We start from the raw sequence: 17,333 nt of genomic DNA on the forward strand, positions 1-17,333 counted from the left end.
GAGGTTCCCGGCCGGGCTGAGGTTCCCGGCCGGGCCGTGGTGCCGGGGCGGGCTGAGGTTCCAGGGCGGGCTGAGGTTCCAGGGCGGGCTGAGGTTTCGGGGCGCGCCGAGATTTCGGGCGGTGTGGAGGGATCGGGGCGGCCTGAGGACCTGGGTGGCGTCGAGGGAGCCGGGCGGGCTGAGGTCCGGCCGGATATCGGGGCGGGGGATTCGGGGTTCGGGCGGCCGAGTCCGGTTGCTCGGGCTGCGGCGGCCGCTCGGGTGGGCGTACCCGCCAAGGCTGGTGAGAATCTGCCGGCGTTGCGGGCGGCAGCTGCCGGGAGTGACGATTCGGTCGCTGTTGGTGGGTTGAAGGGTGCCCGGTCGGAGTTGCGCAGGCAGATGCGGGCCAAGCGGCGGCTCCGGGTGCTGACCTTGAGTGTGCTGAGTGTGCTGGTGCTGGGGTTGCTGCCGCTGTTCTTCGGGGTGCGGTCGGCGATGAAGGACCCCGTTTTCACCTCGCTGGACTCGTTGAACGTGCCGGGGTGGGCGGATCAGCAGTCCGAGGATGTCAGCGCGGGCAGCCGGTGGTGTTTCATCGATTGCCGGTTCCGGGAGCGGACGGTGCAGTCGGAGAAGGCTTTCGGGGAGACCGCGACGGCGTACGCGTCGGCGCTCAGTTCCGCCGGGTGGAAGCCGCTCGACGGGAAGTGCACCGATCAGCCGGCGACGACCGAGGGCAAGTACACCTGCTGGCAGCGGGACGAGTTCACTCTGGATCTGTGGGTTCGGATCCCTGAGTGCGCGGTGGACGCCGTGGCTGCTCAGGACCCCGATGCGGTGCCGTCGCTGGGCCCCGATGGGGTGGTCGAGACCGTCGACCCGTCCAAGTGCACCGGGTCGACCGTCAGCATCAAGGTGCAGAACGCCGTCACCGACCCCCGGGGCAAGGCCGAGCCCGCCGACAACCCCTCGCTGGTGGGGGAGACGCCGGACCCGGTCCTGACGAACGACCCGCTGCTGGAGCCGACACCCTCGGCGTCGTGACGCGGACTCCGGTCACGGACGGTAGGGTTCTGCACGTTGTCAGGGCCAGGGATCGTAGGTAGAGGAGACGCGTGTAATGGGCGCCGGAGAAATCGCAGGACTGATCGCGGCGGGCGCGTTCCTGATGCTCGTTGTCGTGCTCGCAGTGCCGATCCTGAAGTTGCGGCACACGGTGGACGCCGCGACTCAGGCCATCAACGACCTGAACGACCGGACCGGGCCGCTGCTCGGTGGAGTCACCGAGACCGTACAGAACGTGAATGTGGTGCTCGGGCAGACGCAGGTCTCTTTGGACGGTCTGAACGTGCAGCTCGCGAAGATCGACACCATGACCGAGCACGCGCAGAACGTGACGGCCAACGTGGCGAACCTGACCACCGTGGTGTCCGCGGCTGCCGCGAACCCGCTGGTCAAGGTTGCCTCTTTCGGGTACGGGCTGCGTAAGGCCGCGGCCGCCCGCCGGAACGCCGAGGACGAGCGCGACGTGCGCGCCACCCTCAAGCAGCGCCGCAAGGCCGCCCGCGCCGCAGGAAAGTGAGAAGACCCCTATGAAGCGGTTGCTCTGGCTGGGCGTGGGCCTGGCCGTCGGCGCCATCGTCGTGCGCAAGCTCACCCGTAAGGCCAACGAGTTCACGCCGTCCGGCATCGCGACGTCGCTGTCGGAATCCGCTGGCGGACTCGTCGAGTCGCTGCGTAGCTTCGTGGATGACGTCCGTGAGGGGATGGCCGAGCGGGAGCAGGAGATCCACGAGGCCTTCGCCGCGGGCGAGCTGTATGAGGACAAGTTCGCCGACGTGCGTGACGACACGCAGGACGGCACACGCGGGCGGCACGCCCAGGAGGGTCACTGATGAAGACGGCGGAGATCAAGCGGCGCTTTCTGGCGCATTTCGAGGCCAACGGGCACACGGTCGTGCCGAGTGCCCCGCTGCCCGCTATCGACGACCCGAACCTGCTGTTCATCAATGCCGGCATGGTCCAGTTCGTCCCGTATTTCCTGGGTCAGCGGACCCCGGCCTTCTCGCGCGCGGTCAGCGTGCAGAAGTGCATCCGTACGCCGGACATCGACGAGGTCGGCAAGACCTCGCGGCACGGCACGTTCTTCCAGATGAACGGCAACTTCTCGTTCGGTGACTACTTCAAGGAAGAGGCCATCCGGCTCGCCTGGGAGCTGTCGACCAACCCGATCGAGAAGGGCGGCTTCGGGCTGGACCCGGAGCGCATCTGGCCGACCGTCTACCTCGACGACGACGAGGCGTTCGGGATGTGGCAGGCCATCGGCGTGCCCGCCGAGCGGATCGTGCGCCGGGGCAAGAAGGACAACTGGTGGCACATGGGCATCGCCGGCCCGGGTGGCACCTGCTCGGAGCTGTTCTACGACCGCGGCCCCGAGTACGGCGCGGAGGGTGGTCCGGAGGTCGACGAGGACCGCTACATGGAGTACTGGAACCTCGTCTTTATGCAGTACGAGATCACCGACGTGAAGAGCAAGGAAGTCTTCACGATCGTCGAGGATCTGCCCAAGAAGAACATCGACACGGGCATGGGCCTGGAGCGGGTCGCGTCGATCCTGCAGGGTGTCGACAACCTGTACGAGATCGACGAGGTCAAGCCGATCCTGGCGCGCGCGGCGGAGCTGACCGGCAAGACGTACGGCGCGCACTCGGGTCACGAGGCCGGCAAGTCGCACCCGGACGACGTGCGGCTGCGGGTCATCGCGGACCACGTGCGTACGGCGCTGATGCTCATCGGTGACGGCGTGACCCCCAGCAACGAGGGCCGCGGTTACGTGCTGCGCCGCATCATGCGCCGCGCGATCCGGTCGATGCGCCTCCTGGGCTGGGAGGCGCCGGCGCTGCCCGAGCTGCTCCCGGTGGCGCGTGACTGCATGTCCCCGTCGTACCCCGAGCTCGCCACGGACTTCGAGCGGATCTCCAAGTACGCGTACGCCGAGGAGGAGGCGTTCCTCTCCACCCTGCGTGCGGGCGAGACGATCCTCGACACGGCGATCACCGATGCCAAGAAGTCCGGCGGCAGCAAGCTCGGGGGCGCGCAGGCGTTCCAGCTGCACGACACGTACGGCTTCCCGATCGACCTGACCCTGGAGATCGCGGCCGAGAAGGGCCTCGAGGTCGACCAGGAGGGCTTCCGCCGGCTGATGGCCGACCAGCGGAACCGCGCGAAGGCGGACGCCGCGGCACGCAAGACCGGGCACGCCGACCTGAGCGCCTACCGCACGGTGCTGGACGAGGGCGGCCCGATCGAGTTCACGGGCTACCAGGAGGTCACCCGGGAGTCGAGGGTGCGTGCGCTGCTCGGCTCCGGCGGCTCGGCGGTCGAGGTCGCGGGCGAGGGTGAGTACGTCGAGCTGGTGCTCGACACGACCCCGTTCTACGCCGAGGGTGGTGGCCAGCAGGCCGACACCGGCGTGATCAACGTGGGCGGCGGGCAGGTCGAGGTCGTCGACGTGCAGCAGCCGATCCCGGGCCTGATCATCCACAAGGCGCGGGTGCTGCGTGGCGAGGTGCGCGCGGGTGAGGCCGGATTCGCGGAGATCGACGTGACCCGGCGCAAGGCGATCTCGCGCTCGCACACGGCGACCCACCTGATCCACCAGACGATGCGGGCGTTCCTCGGCGAGTCGGCGACGCAGGCGGGTTCGCTGAACGCGCCGGGCCGGCTGCGGTTCGACTTCAACACCCCGGGCGCGGTGTCGGCGAGCGTGCTGCACGACGTCGAGCAGCAGGTCAACGAGGTGCTGTTGCGGGACCTCGAAGTGCACGCGTTCATCACCTCCCAGGACGAGGCACGCCGGCTCGGTGCGATGGCGCTGTTCGGGGAGAAGTACGGCGACGAGGTCCGAGTGGTTGAAGTCGGCGACTACGCGCGTGAACTTTGTGGTGGCACGCACGTGGCCCGCTCCGGCCAGCTCGGCCTGGTGAAGATCCTCAACGAGTCGTCGATCGGTGCCGGTGTGCGCCGCGTCGAGGCGCTCGTCGGTATCGACGCGTTCGGCTTCCTCGCCAAGGAGCATCTGCTGGTCACACGGCTCGCGGAGCTGTTCCGGGTCCCCGGCGACCAGGTCGCCGACCGGGTCGAGCAGACCGTGACGGCGCTGCGCGACGCGGAGAAGGAGCTCGAGAAGATGCGGGCGCAGATGGTGCTCGGCGGTGCGGGTGCGCTCGCGGCGCAGGCCCAGGATCTGCGCGGTGTCGCTTTTGTCGGGACCGAGGCGCCCGAGGGTGCCGCGACCAACGATGTGCGTACCCTTGCGCAGGAGATCCGGGCCAAGATCGACTCGGCCCGTCCGGCGGTGGTCGTGGTAGCGGCCCGGGCCAACGGCAAGGCGTCGCTGATCGTCGCGGTCAACGCGGTCGCCAAGGGCCGTGGCCTGTCCGCGGCCGATCTGGTCAAGGGCGCGTTGTCCGGCCGGGGCGGCGGCAACGCCGATCTCGCGCAGGGCGGCGGTGTCCCCGCCGATCAGGTTCCGGCGCTGCTGGCGGCGGTGGAGAAGGCGGTCGGTGAGGCCGCCTGAGAAGGGCGGGCAACCCGATGAGCGCATGGTCGCGGGGTAGGCGGCTGGCCGTCGATGTCGGTAAGGTGCGCGTCGGGGTCGCCATCAGCGACCCCGACGGGATCCTGGCCACCCCCCTGGTCACGGTCGCCCGTGACATGGGGGCGGCGCCCGACGTCGTCCCCCGCGACATAGCTGAGCTCGTTCGCCTCGTGGGGGAGCACGAGGTGGTGCAGATCGTCGTTGGCCTCCCCGTGCGCCTCAACGGGCGCGAGGGGGATGCCGCCATAGACATTCGTGCGTACGCTGGGCGGCTGGAACGCGCGGTCGGGCAGGTCCCGATCGTGCTGGCGGACGAGCGGATGTCGACCGTGGTCGCGACCCGTAGGCTTGCCGAGCGCGGCGTACGGGGCAAACGGCAACGGGCGGTCGTCGACCAGGCGGCCGCGGTGGAGATCCTGCAGAGCTGGCTGGACGCACAGCGGAGGCAGACGAGATGATCGACGAGCTGGACCTGGCGTTCGACGAAGAGGCCGATCGCAGTAAACCTCGCCATCGGCGTGGCGCCAAGGGGGCGAAGGGCGGCGGCAAGGGCAAGACCGCCATCGCTTTCCTGATGGTGTTTGTCCTGCTGGGCGTGCTCGGCGTCGGGGGTTACCTCGGCTACGAGAAGGTCAAGGGCTTCTTCACCGCCGCCGACTACGACGGCGCCGGCACCGACGCGGTGCAGGTTGTCATCGAGGAGGGGTCGCTCACCGCGATCGGCAACACCCTCGTCGACTCCGACGTGGTGAAGAGCACAGCCGCGTTCACCGAGGCGGCCGAGGCGAACCCGCTGGGCAAGAACATCCAGGCGGGCACCTACAACCTGAAGAAGCAGATGGCGGCCAAAGATGCCGTGACGATGCTTCTCGACCCGAAGAGCCGGGTGAAGACGGGGATCACCATCACCCCGGGCACCACGGCCAGGGACGTCTACAAGCTGCTCGCGCAGAAGACCGGCCTGCCGTTGAAGGACTTCGAGGACGCGGGGAAGGATCCGAAGGCGCTCGGCGTCCCGGACTTCTGGTTCAACCGCACCGACGGCAAGAAGGCCTCCGGCACGATCGAGGGCTTCCTCTATCCGGACACCTACGAGTTCAAGCCCAAGGCGACCGCCGCGGAGATGCTGGCGGTGATGGTGCAGAAGTTCCTCACCGTGACCGGTGACATGGATTTTGTGAAGTCCGCCGAGCAGGGGCTGTCCGTCTCGCCGTACGAGGCGCTGATCGTGGCGTCGTTGTCGCAGGCCGAGGCGGGTGTCGCGAAGGACTGGCCGAAGGTGGCCCGGGTCGCCTACAACCGGGCGTACAAGGACCCGAAGATGCCGTTGCAGTTCGACGTGACGACGAACTACTGGCTCAATCTGAACGACAAGTCCGGTAAGCACTCCGGCAAGATGACGAAGGCCGAGCTCGAGGATCCGAAGAACCCGTACACCACGGAGTTGAAGGTCGGGCTCCCGCTCGGCCCGATCAACAACCCGAGCGAGGGCGCGCTGGCGGGTGCCGCGAAACCGGCGAGCGGGCCGTGGCTGTTCTTCGTGGCGGTCGACAAGGCCGGCAACTCGGCGTTCGCGACGACCAACGCGGAGCACGAGGCCAACATCCAGAAGGCGTGCAGGAACGGCATTCCGTTGTGCTGAGCGCGGGATAACGACTCGGACAAAGCGGCGCGGCGGTGAAACCGCCGCGCCGCTGCCCGTACGCTGAAGCAGCCCCGACTCCGATCGAAAGCGCGCAACCGATGACCGTCAATCGCCGGGCCGCCGTCTGCGGCAAGCCCATCGGCCACTCGCTGTCACCGGTGATCCACGCCGCCGGGTTCGCCGCCGCGGGCCTGCTCAACTGGTCCTACACGACCATCGAGTGCGCCGAGGCCGAGCTTCCCGACCTGGTCGCGGGGCTGGGCCCCGAGTGGGCCGGGCTCTCGCTGACCATGCCGCTCAAAGAGGCGGCCCTCGCGCTGGCCCAGGAGGCGTCGCCGGTCGCGATCGCGTCGGGTGCCGCCAATACTCTGGTACGCCGTGACGACGGCACCTGGTACGCCGACAACACCGACGTCGCGGGCATGGTCCGCGTCCTGCGCGACGCCGGCCTCAAGAACAATCCCCGGGTGACCGTGCTGGGCGGTGGCGGCACCGCGCGGGCCGCCCTGGCCGCGGCCGCGGAGCTCGGCGCCGACGAGGTCACGCTGGTCACCCGTCGTCCCGAGGCCCGCGACGAGCTGACCTCGACGGCGGAAACGCTCGGGCTGAAACTCCAGGGCATCGCCTGGGCCGACGCGGCCGGTGCCTTCGACGCCGACGCGATCGTCTCGACGGTCCCCAAGGGCGCGGCGGACACCCTGGTCACCCGGGTCACGTGGCGGCCGCGAGCGGTGCTGTTCGACGCGATCTACGACCCGTGGCCGACCCCGCTGGCGGCGGCGGCCGGCGCTCACGGCGTACGTGTGGTGTCCGGGCTTGATCTGTTGCTCGCTCAGGCCCTCGGGCAGTTCGAGCACTTCACCGGGGTACGGCCGGCCCCGGAGCGGGCGATGCGCGAAGCACTGACCGCGGCCGCGTCGGTCCGGTAGTCCGCTGGGCGGGATGGCGGGTGGCGGACGGCGGACCGCGACGGGGGCGTGCCAGACTGTGACCCGTGTTGCGCTGGCTTACCGCAGGTGAATCCCATGGACCGGCGCTTGTCGCCCTGATGGAGGGCGTGCCCGCCGGGGTGCGGGTGACGAGCGAGGACATCGCCCGCGACCTCGCGCGCCGCCGGCTCGGTTATGGCCGGGGTGCGCGGATGAAGTTCGAGCAGGACGAGATCGAGATCATCGGCGGCATCCGGCACGGGCTCACGCTGGGCAGCCCCGTGGCCATCCGCATCGGCAACTCGGAGTGGCCCAAGTGGCGCACCGTGATGGCAGCCGACCCGGTCGACGAGGAAGAGCTCGCGTCGCAGTCGCGCAACGCGCCGCTGACCCGTCCCCGCCCCGGGCACGCCGACCTGGCGGGCATGCAGAAGTACGGGCACACCGACGCCCGGCCGATCCTCGAGCGCGCCAGCGCCCGGGAGACCGCGGCCCGGGTCGCCGTCGGCGTGGTGGCGAAGGCGCTGGTCAAGCAGGCGCTGGGCATCGACGTCGTCTCCCACGTGATCGAGTTGGGTTCGGTCGTGGCCAAGGCCGGGCTGATCCCCACGCCCGACGACGCCGAGCGCATCGACGCCGACCCGCTGCGCTGCCTCGACCCCGAGGCGAGCGCGCGGATGGTTGCCGAGGTCGACGCGGCGAAGAAGGACGCTGACACGCTGGGCGGCATCGTCGAGGTGCTGGCGTACGGCGTACCGCCAGGCCTGGGATCGCATGTGCAGTGGGACCGCAAGCTGGACGCCCGGCTGGCCACCGCGCTGATGTCCATCCAGTCGGTCAAGGGCGTGGAGATCGGCGACGGTTTCACCCAGGCCCGGTCGCGGGGTTCGGTCGCGCACGACGAGATCATCAACACCCCCGACGGCGTACGCCGCATCACGGACCGTGCGGGCGGCCTCGAGGGCGGCATCACCAACGGTGAGAACCTGCGAGTACGCGCTGCACTCAAGCCCATTTCGTCCCTTAACCGTGCGTTGCAGACGGTCGACGTCGTGACCGGTGAGGCGGCGACGGCGATCAACCAGCGCTCCGACATCACGGCTGTGGCCGCCGGTGGCGTGGTCGCCGAGGCGATGGTGGCGCTGGTGCTGGCGGAGGCCGCGACGGAGAAGTTCGGCGGCGACTCGGTCGCCGAGATCCGCCGCAACGTCGCGAGCTACCTCGACAGTCTGCTGATCCGCTGATGGCGCCCGTAGCGGTGGTGGTGGGCCCGCCCGGCGCCGGCAAGACCACGGTCGGGCAGGCCATCGCGGCGCTGCTCGGCGTCGCGTTCGTCGACACCGACCACCTGATCGAGGAGCGGGCCGGCAAGCCGATCCCGGAGATCTTCTTCGACGAGGGCGAGGACACGTTCCGCCAGCTGGAGCGTGAGGAGATCGCCGGCGCCCTCGACTCGTTCGAGGGGGTGCTCGCGCTGGGTGGCGGTGCCATTCTCGATCCGGGTACGCGTGACGCCCTGCGACCGCACACGGTGGTGTTCCTGTCGGTGGAGCTGCCCGACGCCGTCAAGCGGGTCGGGCTCGGCGCGGGTCGTCCGCTGCTGAGCGTGAACCCGCGGGCGACGCTGAAATACCTGATGGAGCAGCGCCGCCCGCTCTACGCCTCGGTGGCGACCCACACGGTGAGCACCGATTCGCGCCCGCCGTCCGAGATCGCCGCGGAGCTTGCCGACCTGCTGAAAGTCAGCTGATCCTCGCTTCCAGCGCTTCGATGCGCTGGACGATCGGCGCCAGCGCGGCCTGGAGCAGGTTCGCGGGCTCCTTGGTGGTCGCGCGCAGGTGGGCGTAGCCCGCGACGGCAGCACTCACCGCCCGCCGGGAGCTGCGTGCGTCCGCGCCGGCGTCGCGCAGCACCTGTCCGGCCAGCCCGTCCGGCTCGGCGGCCAGCGCGATCAGCAGGTGCTCGCAGCCCACATAGTTGTGGCCCATCGCGGTCGCCTCGGTGACGGCCAGCTCGAGGGCGTTGGCGGCCGGGCGCCCGTCCTCGGCACCCGACGGCACGACGATCGCCGCGGGGTCGATCTCCATCGCGGCGAGGACCTGCACGGCGAGGTTGGTGCCCTCGGCCAGGATGCCGTGCAGCAGGTCCGCGGTGGTGACGGTGGCCGCTCCGGCGGCGCGGGCCCGGTCGATGGCCAGGGTCAGGGTGGCGACGGCCCGCGGGGTGAAGTTCGGCAGCTGGGCGGCCAGGTCGACGGGCTCGCGGACGTCGAGGATCGTCCGGCGGATGGCGGCGACACGGCTGACCGCCTGCTCCAGGGCGCGTTGACAGATTGCGGACACCGGGAGGCCGGCTTCGCGTACGGCGTCGGCCAGGTCATCGGGCAGATAAACGTTGATTTTTGGCATGTCCCAGGTGTAACCCCTCATGGGGTTATCTGTCTATAACCCCATGCTTTCACGCTAACATCTGACCTGATGGACGACGTGACGCGTATTTCCGTGACCGGTGACCGGCCCTACGACGTGCTCGTCGGCCGGGGCCTGCTCGATACCCTGCCCACGCTGGTCGAGGGTGCCGCCCGTGCCGCCGTGCTCTATTCGGCGCCGTTGAAGCAGCATGCCGGGCAGGTCGCCGACGTGCTGGCCGCCGCCGGTCTGCGCCCCCTGCCGATCGAGGTGCCCGACGCCGAGGCCGGCAAGAGCGTCGAGGTCGCCGCCCGCTGCTGGGACGAGCTGGGCGCCGCCGGGTTCACCCGCACCGACGTCGTGATCGGTGTCGGCGGGGGAGCGGTCACCGACCTGGCCGGGTTCGTCGCCGCGAGCTGGCTGCGCGGCGTGCGCTGGGTGCCGGTCTCGTCCTCGCTGCTCGGCATGGTCGACGCGGCCGTCGGCGGCAAGACCGGCGTCAACATCGCCGCCGGTAAGAACCTGGTCGGCGCGTTCCACCCCCCGGCCGGGGTGCTCTGCGACCTCGACCTGCTGGCCACCCAGCCCGCCGACGACCTGCTCGCCGGCCTGGCCGAGGTCGTCAAGTGCGGCTTCATCGCCGACCCGGTGATCCTGGACCTGATCGAGGGCGACCCGGCCGCGTCGGCCGACCCTGCCGCCCCCGTGCTGCGGGAGCTGGTCGAGCGGGCCATCCGGGTCAAGACCGAGGTGGTGAGCGCCGATCTGCGCGAGTCCGGTCCCCGCGAGTTCCTCAACTACGGCCACACCCTCGGCCACGCGATCGAGAAGAACGAGCGCTTCCGGTGGCGCCACGGCCACGCGGTCTCGGTCGGCCTGGTGTACGCCGCCGAGCTGGGCCGCATCTCCGGCAGCCTCGACGCCGCCACCGCGGCCCGGCACAGCGCCGTGCTGCAGCTGCTCGGCCTGCCGACGACCTACCGCGCCGACGCCTGGGACGAGCTGCTCCCGGCCATGCGCATCGACAAGAAGGCCCGCGCCGACACCCTGCGCTTCGTCGTCCTCGACGGCCTCGCCAAGCCGGGCATCCTCTCGATCGCCGACGAGGGCATGCTGGCGCAGGCGTACCTGGCGGTGGCAGCAGCATGACCGACTGCACCACACCGCGCCCACGTCCGCTTTCGGACGACCGCGAGGGTGAGGGCCACGAAGGCATGCCAAAGGGGGCAGAGTGAAGGTCTACGTGCTGAACGGTCCTAACCTCGGGCGCCTCGGGACCCGGCAGCCCGAGGTCTACGGCCACACCACCTACGCCGACCTGGTGGCGCTCTGCGAGGCGGCGGGCAAGGATCTCGGCCTCGACGTCGTGGTCCGGCAGACCGACGCGGAGCACGAGATGCTGGCGTGGCTGCACGCCGCGGCCGACGAGCAGGCAGCGGTCGTGCTCAACCCGGGTGCCTGGTCGCACTACTCCTACGCCGTCCGCGACGCCTGCGCGATGCTGCGCGACGCCCTGGTCGAGGTGCACATCTCCAACATTCATACCCGCGAGGAGTTCCGGCACCACTCGGTGATCTCCGCGGTCGCGACCGGGGTCATCGCGGGTCTCGGCGTCGACGGATACCGCCTCGCGCTGGCACATGTCGCGGGACGCCCGCGCCCCGATTCGCCTGGTGACGGGTCGCGCCGGTAAACTCGGCCGGTCACCTCTACGTTTTCCCTCTTCCCAAGGCAGGACATGGCTTCCACCAACGACCTGAAGAACGGCCTGGTTCTCAACCTCGACGGCGACCTCTGGGCCGTGGTTGAGTTCCAGCACGTCAAGCCGGGCAAGGGCGGCGCGTTCGTGCGCACCACGCTGAAGAACGTCCTCTCCGGCAAGGTCGTGGACAAGACCTTCAACGCCGGCACCAAGGTCGAGACGGCCACGGTCGACAAGCGGACGATGCAGTACCTCTACCAGGACGGTGAGGACTTCGTCTTCATGGACCTGGACACCTTCGACCAGATCACGGTGCCCGGCGGCACGGTCGGCGAGAACGCCAACTACCTGCTGCCGGAGGCCGAGGCGACGGTGGCGACCCACGAGGGCGTCCCGCTCTACATCGAGCTCGCGACCAGCGTCTTCCTCGAGGTCACCTATACCGAGCCCGGCCTGCAGGGCGACCGCTCGACCGGTGGCACCAAGCCGGCGACGGTCGAGACCGGCGCGACCGTGCAGGTCCCGCTCTTCATCACCACCGGTGAGAAGATCAAGGTCGACACCCGCGACGGCCGTTACCTCGGCCGTAGCTGAGGTCCTGGTAAATGGCTGAAGGTCCCAAGACGCAGATGCCTGCGCGCCGCAAGGCGCGCAAGCGGGCCCTGGACGTCCTCTACGAGGCCGACCTCCGGGACCTCCCACCGGCCCAGGTGCTCGTCACCTACCTGGACCGGATCGAGAAGCCGCGCCCCGATCACCTCGACTACACGGTCAGCCTGGTCGAGGGCGTGGCGAAACATCTGGACCGGATCGACGAGCTGATCTCCAGCTACGCCGAGGGCTGGACCATCGACCGCATGCCCGTGGTCGACCGCAACCTGGCCCGCATCGCGGTCTACGAGCTGCTCTACGTCGGGGAGATCGACGACCCGGTGGCCATCTCCGAGGCGGTCGAGCTCGCCAAGCAGATGTCCACGGACGACAGTCCCCGCTTCCTCAACGGCATCCTCGGGCGCATCGCCGAGTTCGCCACCCGCTGACGGCCGGTCCGGGCCGGGTCGCTTCTGCTGACCCAGCGCCCGGACCTCCGTCGGTTCTCCCCGATCGGCCAGCTCGTAGCCCGGCCGGTTTTCAAGGATCGGCCAGCTCGTAGCCCGGCCGGTTTTCAAAGATCGGCCAGCTCGTTTTCAAAGATCGGCCAGCTCGTTCAAAGATCGGCCAGCTCGCGCAGCGCGGCCGGTTGGAGCACGACCACGCGACGGTAACCGGTGTCGACCAGCCCGGCCTCGCGCAATTCACGCATCGCCTTCTGCAGGGAAACCTCGGCAGCGCTGCACAACCCGGCGAGCTCCGTCTGGGTCAGATGCACGCCCAGCTGGATCCCCGCCGGAATACGCAGTCCGTGCATCTCGGCGATCTCCGACAGCACCCGGGCGAGCCGCACCTTGACCGGATAGGACGCGAAGTCGACGCGGGTCCGGTTGGACCGGCGCAAGCGGTCGGCGACGGTTCCCGCCACCGCGAGCGCCGCCTCCGGGTTGTCGCGCAAGAACGGGCGGAACTCGTGGAGATGGATGACATTGAAGCTCGATGTCGTACACGCCGTCACGGTGGCCATGCGTGGGGTGCCGTTCAGCGCGGCCGTCTCGCCGATCAGGTCCCCGGAGACCCGGATGTCCAGCAGGGCCTGCCGCCCGTCGGCCATCCGCGCCGAGACCTTGGTGAGCGCGTGCCGGAGCACGATCACATGGGTCTCGGTCGCATCCTCGGTCAGCAGCGGCGTGCCTGCCGCGACGGTGCGCCGCACGCCGAGCGCGAGGATGCGATCGAGGGTGGCCGGGTCGAGCCGGCCGAGCAATGTGGTCGGTGGGAACGAGGGCAGTATTTGCGCCACGTCTCCCAGTATCACCCCGCCCATCAGCCGGCGTGCGAGAGCAGAGCGGGAACGGCGATCAGCAGCTCCCACCCGATCATGGCTGCGGCGGCGACGATCAGGCAGTTCAGGCTTCGGCGTACGCGCAGGTGCTTCGCGATCGCGATCCGCGACAGCACCTCGACGAGCTCCCGGAAGTCCCCGTCCGCCGGCCCGAGCCGTCCGGTGCCGCCGGCCGTGTCGAGCCGGGGGCGCAGCGCGTCGGCCAGGAACCAGGCGGCGCCGGCGAGACCGGCGATCGCGATCGCGGTGAGGACGCCCGCCGCGTAACGCATCCACACGTCGGCTCCGGCCAGCGTGGCGAGGTCGGTGACCCGGCCGGCGAGCAGGGCGGCGCCGCCGAGGACCACACTGGAGATGGCCGCGATCTTGGTGTCGGCGTGCCGGATGGTGCGCTGGACGAACTCGGCGGTGTGCAGGGCGAGCATGGGGTCGGCGGGCTGCTGGTCGTCGCGTGCGATGGTCGCCATGGATTCAGTGTCGGCCGGGCCCGGTCCCCGTAATACCTCGAAATATCGGCTGCGGGGGTGCGCCGGATCACGGCACCAAAAAGTCCGCGTCGCCGGGGCGACGCGGACTCAGATGGTGCGGGTTCAGCTCGCGAAGAACGCGCGCGGGTCGGCGACCAGCACGCCCTGCTCGGTGAGACGCTCGATCAGGCCCGACGGCGAGATGTCGTAGACGATCGCGAGCGCGCGCAGGTCGTCGGCGCGGATGGAGAGCACGCGTCCGTTGTAGTCACCGCGCTGCTGCTGGATGGCCCGGGCGTAACGGGCGACGTAGGCGAGGTCCTCGCCGGCCGCGTCGTACAGCTTCTCCAGGTCGAGCACGATCTTGTTGGTGGCCTCGAGCCGGACGCCACTGCCGTCGGGCAGCAGCTCGGAGACGGGGACCCGGTAGAAGTCGGCCAGCTCGGCCAGGCGGGAGACGGTGACGGCACGGTCGCCACGCTCGTACGAGCCCACCACGACGGCCTTCCAGCGGCCGTTGGACTTCTCCTCCACGCCCTGCAGGGACAGGCCCTGCTGCTGGCGGATGGAGCGCAGGCGGGCGCCAAGCGATTTGGCGTACTCAGACGGCATTCGGACACTCCAGTACTGTGCTGGCCCGGAGGGTTCTTCCTCCGGATCGCTACGCTGCGTGACGGTACGGAGTTTGCGACGCCTGGTCAAGTGTCGGTTGCCTATGAGTCGCTGAGCCAGGGGGGAGATTGCCCGCATTCGTCCGTCTGGTCCCGTGGGTAGGCCACGTCACCATGGTCATCGCCGCACTCGCTGGTAACGTAGCGTCAGCCATCGGGCTCCCCATGATCGGGGGGCCTGGTTCAACCCTTCTTTAACGACCCGTCCCGTGAGGCGGGGAAGGAGGTCCGCCGTGGCACCACCACGCGCAGACACCGAAACAGTTCCCGGCAAGGTCATTCTTTCGGGGTCCGACCTGCACAGGGTCGTCGACCGGATCGCGCACCAGATCCTCGAGAAGACCTCCGGCGCCACCGGCACGGTTCTCCTGGGAATTCCGACCCGCGGCGTCCCGCTCGCCCACCGTCTGGCCGCCCGGATCCACGCCTTCGAGGGCATCGACATCCCGGTCGGCGCACTCGACATCACCCTCTACCGCGACGACCTGCGGCTGCACGCGACCCGGGCCCTCGGCAGGACAGAAATCCCTGGTGACGGGCTTGACGGGCGGCGGGTGATCCTCGTCGACGACGTGCTGTTCTCCGGGCGTACGGTGCGAGCGGCCCTTGATGCTCTCAGCGATGTCGGCCGGCCGAGCTCGGTGCAGCTGGCCGTTCTCGTCGACCGCGGTCACCGCGAACTGCCCATTCGGGCCGACTACGTGGGCAAGAACATCCCCACCGCGCTGAGCGAGAAGGTGCGGGTGTCGCTCGCCGAGACCGACGACGGCGTCGACGAGGTCAAGCTGTACGGAGACGCCGCATGATCAAGCATCTGAAGTCGGCCGCGGACCTCGACGCGGCGACAGCCACGCTGATCCTGGACACGGCGGGTGAGATGGCCGCCCTCGCGGGGCGTGAGGTCAAGAAGCTGCCGACCCTGCGCGGACGGACGGTGGTCAACCTCTTCTACGAGGACTCCACGCGTACCCGCATCAGTTTTGAGGCCGCCGCCAAACGGCTCTCGGCGGACGTCATCAATTTTTCCGCGAAGGGCTCCAGCGTCTCGAAGGGTGAGAGCCTCAAGGACACCGCGCTCACCCTGCAGGCCATGGGCGCGGACGCGGTCGTCATCCGGCACCCCGCCTCAGGCGCGCCGCACCGGCTCGCCTCGTGGGTGGACGGTTCGGTCATCAACGCCGGCGACGGTACGCACGAGCACCCGACGCAGGCGCTGCTCGACGCGTACACCATGCGGTCCAGGCTTGGAAAGATCGAAGGCCTCAAGGTCGCGATCGTCGGTGACGTCCTGCACAGCAGGGTCGCCCGGTCGAACGTCCTGCTGCTCACCACGCTCGGCGCGCACGTCACCGTGGTCGGACCGCCGACGCTGATCCCGCTCGACGTCGCCGCCGCGCTGGCGCCGGGCATCAAGGTCACCTACGACCTGGACAGCGTGCTCGCGGACTCCGACGTCGTGATGATGCTGCGGGTCCAGACGGAGCGGATGCAGGACTCCTACTTCCCCTCGGCGCGCGAGTACAGCCGCCGCTATGGGCTCGACGCCCCGCGCATGCGCAAGCTGCCGGAGCACGCGATCGTCATGCACCCCGGCCCGATGAACCGCGGCATGGAGATCGCCCCGGAGGTCGCGGACTCGTCGCGCTCCACCATCGTTGAACAGGTTGCCAACGGCGTCAGCGCCCGGATGGCGGTTCTCTACCTTCTGCTCGGAGGCAAGGCATGACCTCGTACTTACTCAAAGGGGTCTCCGTCCTCGGCGGCTCACCGACCGACCTGCTGATCAAGGACGGGGTGATCGCTTCCGGCGCAGGCAAGGCTGACGAGACGATCGACGCCACCGGCCTGGTCGCTCTGCCGGGGCTGGTCGACCTGCACACCCACCTGCGCGAACCCGGACGCGAGGACGCTGAGACGGTCGAGACCGGTTCGCGTGCCGCGGCGCTCGGCGGTTACACGGCGGTCTTCGCGATGGCCAACACCTCGCCGGTCGCCGACACCGCGGGCGTGGTCGAGCAGGTCTGGCGGCTGGGCCGCGAGGCCGGGCTGGTCGACGTCCAGCCGATCGGCGCGGTCACCGTCGGGCTCGCCGGCAAGCAGATGGCCGAGCTGGGCGCGATGGCGACCTCGGCCGCGAACGTGCGGATCTTCTCCGACGACGGGCACTGCGTCGCCGACCCCCGGCTGATGCGCCGCGCCCTGGAATACGTGAAGGCGTTCGACGGCATCATCGCCCAGCACGCCGAGGAGCCCCGGCTCACCGAGGGCGCGCAGATGCACGAGGGCGAGGTGTCCACGCGGCTCGGCCTGACCGGCTGGCCCGCGGTCGCCGAGGAGGCGATCATCGCCCGCGACGTGCTGCTCGCCGAGCACGTGGGCAGCCGCCTGCACGTCTGCCACGTCTCCACCGCCGGCTCCGTCGAGGTGCTGCGCCAGGCCAAGGCCCGGGGCGTACGCGTCACCGCCGAGGTCACCCCGCACCACCTGCTGCTCACCGACGAGCTTGCGGCCAGCTACGACCCGGTCTACAAGGTCAACCCTCCGTTGCGTACGGCCAAGGATGTCGAGGCGCTGCGTCAGGCGCTGATCGAGGGCGTGATCGACATCGTCGCCACCGACCACGCGCCGCACGCCGTGGAGGACAAAGAGTGCGAATGGGCGTACGCCCGCCCGGGCATGGTCGGTCTGGAAACCGCCCTCCCGGTCGTGCTCAGCGTCCTCGGTGAGCAGTGGGAGCTGATCGCCGAACGGATGTCGCGGGCTCCGGCCCGGATCGCGGGTCTCACCGGGCACGGCACCGACCTCAGCCCCGGCTCGCCGGCCAACCTCACGCTGGTGGATCCGGCCGCGCGCCGGGTCGTGGACCCCGCCGAGCTGGCCAGCCGCAGCCGCAACACACCGTACGCGGGCACCACCCTGCCGGGTCGCATCGTCGCGACCTTCCTCCGGGGCGAGCCGACAGTCCTGGATGGGAAGGCAGTCAAGTGAACACT

At 69.7% G+C, this 17,333-nt stretch carries 20 protein-coding genes; 16 read left to right on the top strand and 4 right to left on the bottom strand.

Features of this window, described 5'->3' with window-relative positions:
- Positions 1-369 precede the first annotated feature (369 nt).
- From Ahu01nite_RS19085 to Ahu01nite_RS19125, 9 genes are all read left to right on the top strand, one after another.
- Entirely contained in the window at positions 370-1,026 is a 657-nt protein-coding gene (locus tag Ahu01nite_RS19085) for a hypothetical protein (RefSeq protein ID WP_239158964.1), read from the top strand.
- A gap of 76 nt (positions 1,027-1,102) precedes the next feature.
- Positions 1,103-1,564, top strand: a complete 462-nt coding sequence (locus tag Ahu01nite_RS19090) for a DUF948 domain-containing protein (RefSeq protein ID WP_203837914.1) — start codon at positions 1,103-1,105, stop codon at positions 1,562-1,564.
- Positions 1,565-1,574: 10 nt separating this feature from the next.
- Positions 1,575-1,877 (top strand): hypothetical protein, encoded by a 303-nt coding sequence (locus Ahu01nite_RS19095; protein ID WP_203837915.1) that lies wholly within the window; start codon positions 1,575-1,577, stop codon positions 1,875-1,877.
- The gene (alaS, locus tag Ahu01nite_RS19100) at positions 1,877-4,561 is read left to right on the top strand and encodes an alanine--tRNA ligase (protein WP_203837916.1); all 2,685 of its coding nucleotides are present in this window, start codon (positions 1,877-1,879) and stop codon (positions 4,559-4,561) included. Before Ahu01nite_RS19095 ends, alaS begins: the two co-directional genes overlap by 1 nt.
- Positions 4,562-4,578: 17 nt before the next feature.
- Positions 4,579-5,040: a Holliday junction resolvase RuvX gene (ruvX, locus tag Ahu01nite_RS19105; RefSeq protein WP_203837917.1), complete on the top strand. Its 462-nt coding sequence runs from the start codon at positions 4,579-4,581 to the stop codon at positions 5,038-5,040.
- Positions 5,037-6,224 carry an endolytic transglycosylase MltG gene (gene mltG, locus Ahu01nite_RS19110; protein ID WP_203837918.1) on the top strand — a complete coding sequence of 396 codons (1,188 nt, stop codon included), beginning with the start codon at positions 5,037-5,039 and terminating at the stop codon, positions 6,222-6,224. Before ruvX ends, mltG begins: the two co-directional genes overlap by 4 nt.
- 101 nt (positions 6,225-6,325) lie before the next feature.
- Positions 6,326-7,156: a shikimate dehydrogenase gene (locus Ahu01nite_RS19115; protein WP_203837919.1), complete on the top strand. Its 831-nt coding sequence runs from the start codon at positions 6,326-6,328 to the stop codon at positions 7,154-7,156.
- Positions 7,157-7,221: 65 nt separating this feature from the next.
- The gene (aroC, locus tag Ahu01nite_RS19120) at positions 7,222-8,400 is read left to right on the top strand and encodes a chorismate synthase (RefSeq protein ID WP_203837920.1); all 1,179 of its coding nucleotides are present in this window, start codon (positions 7,222-7,224) and stop codon (positions 8,398-8,400) included.
- Complete coding sequence (locus Ahu01nite_RS19125) at positions 8,400-8,906, top strand: shikimate kinase (RefSeq protein ID WP_203837921.1); 507 nt, start codon at positions 8,400-8,402, stop codon at positions 8,904-8,906. The genes aroC and Ahu01nite_RS19125 overlap by 1 nt, the downstream gene beginning before the upstream one ends.
- Here the strand turns inward: Ahu01nite_RS19125 and Ahu01nite_RS19130 are convergent.
- The gene (locus Ahu01nite_RS19130; protein ID WP_203837922.1) at positions 8,899-9,564 is read right to left on the bottom strand and encodes a Clp protease N-terminal domain-containing protein; all 666 of its coding nucleotides are present in this window, start codon (positions 9,562-9,564) and stop codon (positions 8,899-8,901) included. The genes Ahu01nite_RS19125 and Ahu01nite_RS19130 overlap by 8 nt on opposite strands.
- Positions 9,565-9,633: 69 nt before the next feature.
- Here Ahu01nite_RS19130 and aroB point away from each other — a divergent pair, with 69 nt between their 5' ends.
- The 4 genes from aroB to nusB all read left to right on the top strand — a co-directional run bounded on the left by aroB (position 9,634) and on the right by nusB (position 12,306).
- Complete coding sequence (aroB, locus tag Ahu01nite_RS19135) at positions 9,634-10,713, top strand: 3-dehydroquinate synthase (protein WP_203837923.1); 1,080 nt, start codon at positions 9,634-9,636, stop codon at positions 10,711-10,713.
- Positions 10,714-10,795: 82 nt separating this feature from the next.
- Positions 10,796-11,257: a type II 3-dehydroquinate dehydratase gene (gene aroQ / locus Ahu01nite_RS19140; protein ID WP_203837924.1), complete on the top strand. Its 462-nt coding sequence runs from the start codon at positions 10,796-10,798 to the stop codon at positions 11,255-11,257.
- Positions 11,258-11,302: 45 nt separating this feature from the next.
- On the top strand, positions 11,303-11,860 hold the full coding sequence (gene efp / locus Ahu01nite_RS19145) for an elongation factor P (RefSeq protein WP_203837925.1): 558 nt from the start codon (positions 11,303-11,305) through the stop codon (positions 11,858-11,860).
- A 35-nt stretch (positions 11,861-11,895) separates the two neighbouring features.
- Positions 11,896-12,306, top strand: a complete 411-nt coding sequence (gene nusB, locus Ahu01nite_RS19150) for a transcription antitermination factor NusB (RefSeq protein ID WP_203837941.1) — start codon at positions 11,896-11,898, stop codon at positions 12,304-12,306.
- Between the two features lie 167 nt (positions 12,307-12,473).
- On the opposite strand, the gene Ahu01nite_RS19155 is transcribed toward nusB, so the two are convergent.
- The 3 genes from Ahu01nite_RS19155 to bldD form a co-directional block, all read right to left on the bottom strand.
- Positions 12,474-13,160: a Crp/Fnr family transcriptional regulator gene (locus Ahu01nite_RS19155; RefSeq protein WP_239158963.1), complete on the bottom strand. Its 687-nt coding sequence runs from the start codon at positions 13,158-13,160 to the stop codon at positions 12,474-12,476.
- 23 nt (positions 13,161-13,183) lie between these two features.
- A complete protein-coding gene (locus Ahu01nite_RS19160; protein WP_203837927.1) occupies positions 13,184-13,669 on the bottom strand; it encodes a hypothetical protein in 486 nt (161 codons plus the stop codon).
- A gap of 123 nt (positions 13,670-13,792) precedes the next feature.
- On the bottom strand, positions 13,793-14,281 hold the full coding sequence (bldD, locus tag Ahu01nite_RS19165) for a transcriptional regulator BldD (RefSeq protein WP_015624001.1): 489 nt from the start codon (positions 14,279-14,281) through the stop codon (positions 13,793-13,795).
- 292 nt (positions 14,282-14,573) lie between these two features.
- On the opposite strand from bldD, the gene pyrR reads away from it, so the two are divergent.
- From pyrR to Ahu01nite_RS19180, 3 genes are read left to right on the top strand one after another with little or no spacing between them, the layout of a single operon-like run.
- Positions 14,574-15,146 (top strand): bifunctional pyr operon transcriptional regulator/uracil phosphoribosyltransferase PyrR, encoded by a 573-nt coding sequence (pyrR, locus tag Ahu01nite_RS19170; protein ID WP_203837928.1) that lies wholly within the window; start codon positions 14,574-14,576, stop codon positions 15,144-15,146.
- Positions 15,143-16,066, top strand: a complete 924-nt coding sequence (locus Ahu01nite_RS19175; protein ID WP_203837929.1) for an aspartate carbamoyltransferase catalytic subunit — start codon at positions 15,143-15,145, stop codon at positions 16,064-16,066. Before pyrR ends, Ahu01nite_RS19175 begins: the two co-directional genes overlap by 4 nt.
- Complete coding sequence (locus Ahu01nite_RS19180; RefSeq protein ID WP_203837930.1) at positions 16,063-17,328, top strand: dihydroorotase; 1,266 nt, start codon at positions 16,063-16,065, stop codon at positions 17,326-17,328. Before Ahu01nite_RS19175 ends, Ahu01nite_RS19180 begins: the two co-directional genes overlap by 4 nt.
- The last annotated feature ends 5 nt before the right edge of the window (positions 17,329-17,333 follow it).

It is taken from the genome of Winogradskya humida, assembly GCF_016862215.1.
In the GTDB taxonomy this organism is placed as follows: Bacteria; Actinomycetota; Actinomycetes; order Mycobacteriales; family Micromonosporaceae; genus Actinoplanes; species Actinoplanes humidus.

Bases quoted from the DNA above. Each gene is read 5' to 3' on its own strand.
- ruvX (WP_203837917.1), top strand. From the start codon at position 4,579: ATGAGCGCATGGTCGCGGGGTAGGCGGCTGGCCGTCGATGTCGGTAAG.
- bldD (WP_015624001.1), bottom strand. From the start codon at position 14,281: ATGCCGTCTGAGTACGCCAAATCGCTTGGCGCCCGCCTGCGCTCCATC.
- Ahu01nite_RS19125 (WP_203837921.1), top strand. From the start codon at position 8,400: ATGGCGCCCGTAGCGGTGGTGGTGGGCCCGCCCGGCGCCGGCAAGACC.
- mltG (WP_203837918.1), top strand. From the start codon at position 5,037: ATGATCGACGAGCTGGACCTGGCGTTCGACGAAGAGGCCGATCGCAGT.
- Ahu01nite_RS19175 (WP_203837929.1), top strand. From the start codon at position 15,143: ATGATCAAGCATCTGAAGTCGGCCGCGGACCTCGACGCGGCGACAGCC.
- nusB (WP_203837941.1), top strand. From the start codon at position 11,896: ATGCCTGCGCGCCGCAAGGCGCGCAAGCGGGCCCTGGACGTCCTCTAC.
- Ahu01nite_RS19180 (WP_203837930.1), top strand. From the start codon at position 16,063: ATGACCTCGTACTTACTCAAAGGGGTCTCCGTCCTCGGCGGCTCACCG.
- Ahu01nite_RS19130 (WP_203837922.1), bottom strand. From the start codon at position 9,564: ATGCCAAAAATCAACGTTTATCTGCCCGATGACCTGGCCGACGCCGTA.
- aroB (WP_203837923.1), top strand. From the start codon at position 9,634: ATGGACGACGTGACGCGTATTTCCGTGACCGGTGACCGGCCCTACGAC.
- Ahu01nite_RS19095 (WP_203837915.1), top strand. From the start codon at position 1,575: ATGAAGCGGTTGCTCTGGCTGGGCGTGGGCCTGGCCGTCGGCGCCATC.
- Ahu01nite_RS19115 (WP_203837919.1), top strand. From the start codon at position 6,326: ATGACCGTCAATCGCCGGGCCGCCGTCTGCGGCAAGCCCATCGGCCAC.
- Ahu01nite_RS19090 (WP_203837914.1), top strand. From the start codon at position 1,103: ATGGGCGCCGGAGAAATCGCAGGACTGATCGCGGCGGGCGCGTTCCTG.
- alaS (WP_203837916.1), top strand. From the start codon at position 1,877: ATGAAGACGGCGGAGATCAAGCGGCGCTTTCTGGCGCATTTCGAGGCC.
- efp (WP_203837925.1), top strand. From the start codon at position 11,303: ATGGCTTCCACCAACGACCTGAAGAACGGCCTGGTTCTCAACCTCGAC.
- Ahu01nite_RS19160 (WP_203837927.1), bottom strand. From the start codon at position 13,669: ATGGCGACCATCGCACGCGACGACCAGCAGCCCGCCGACCCCATGCTC.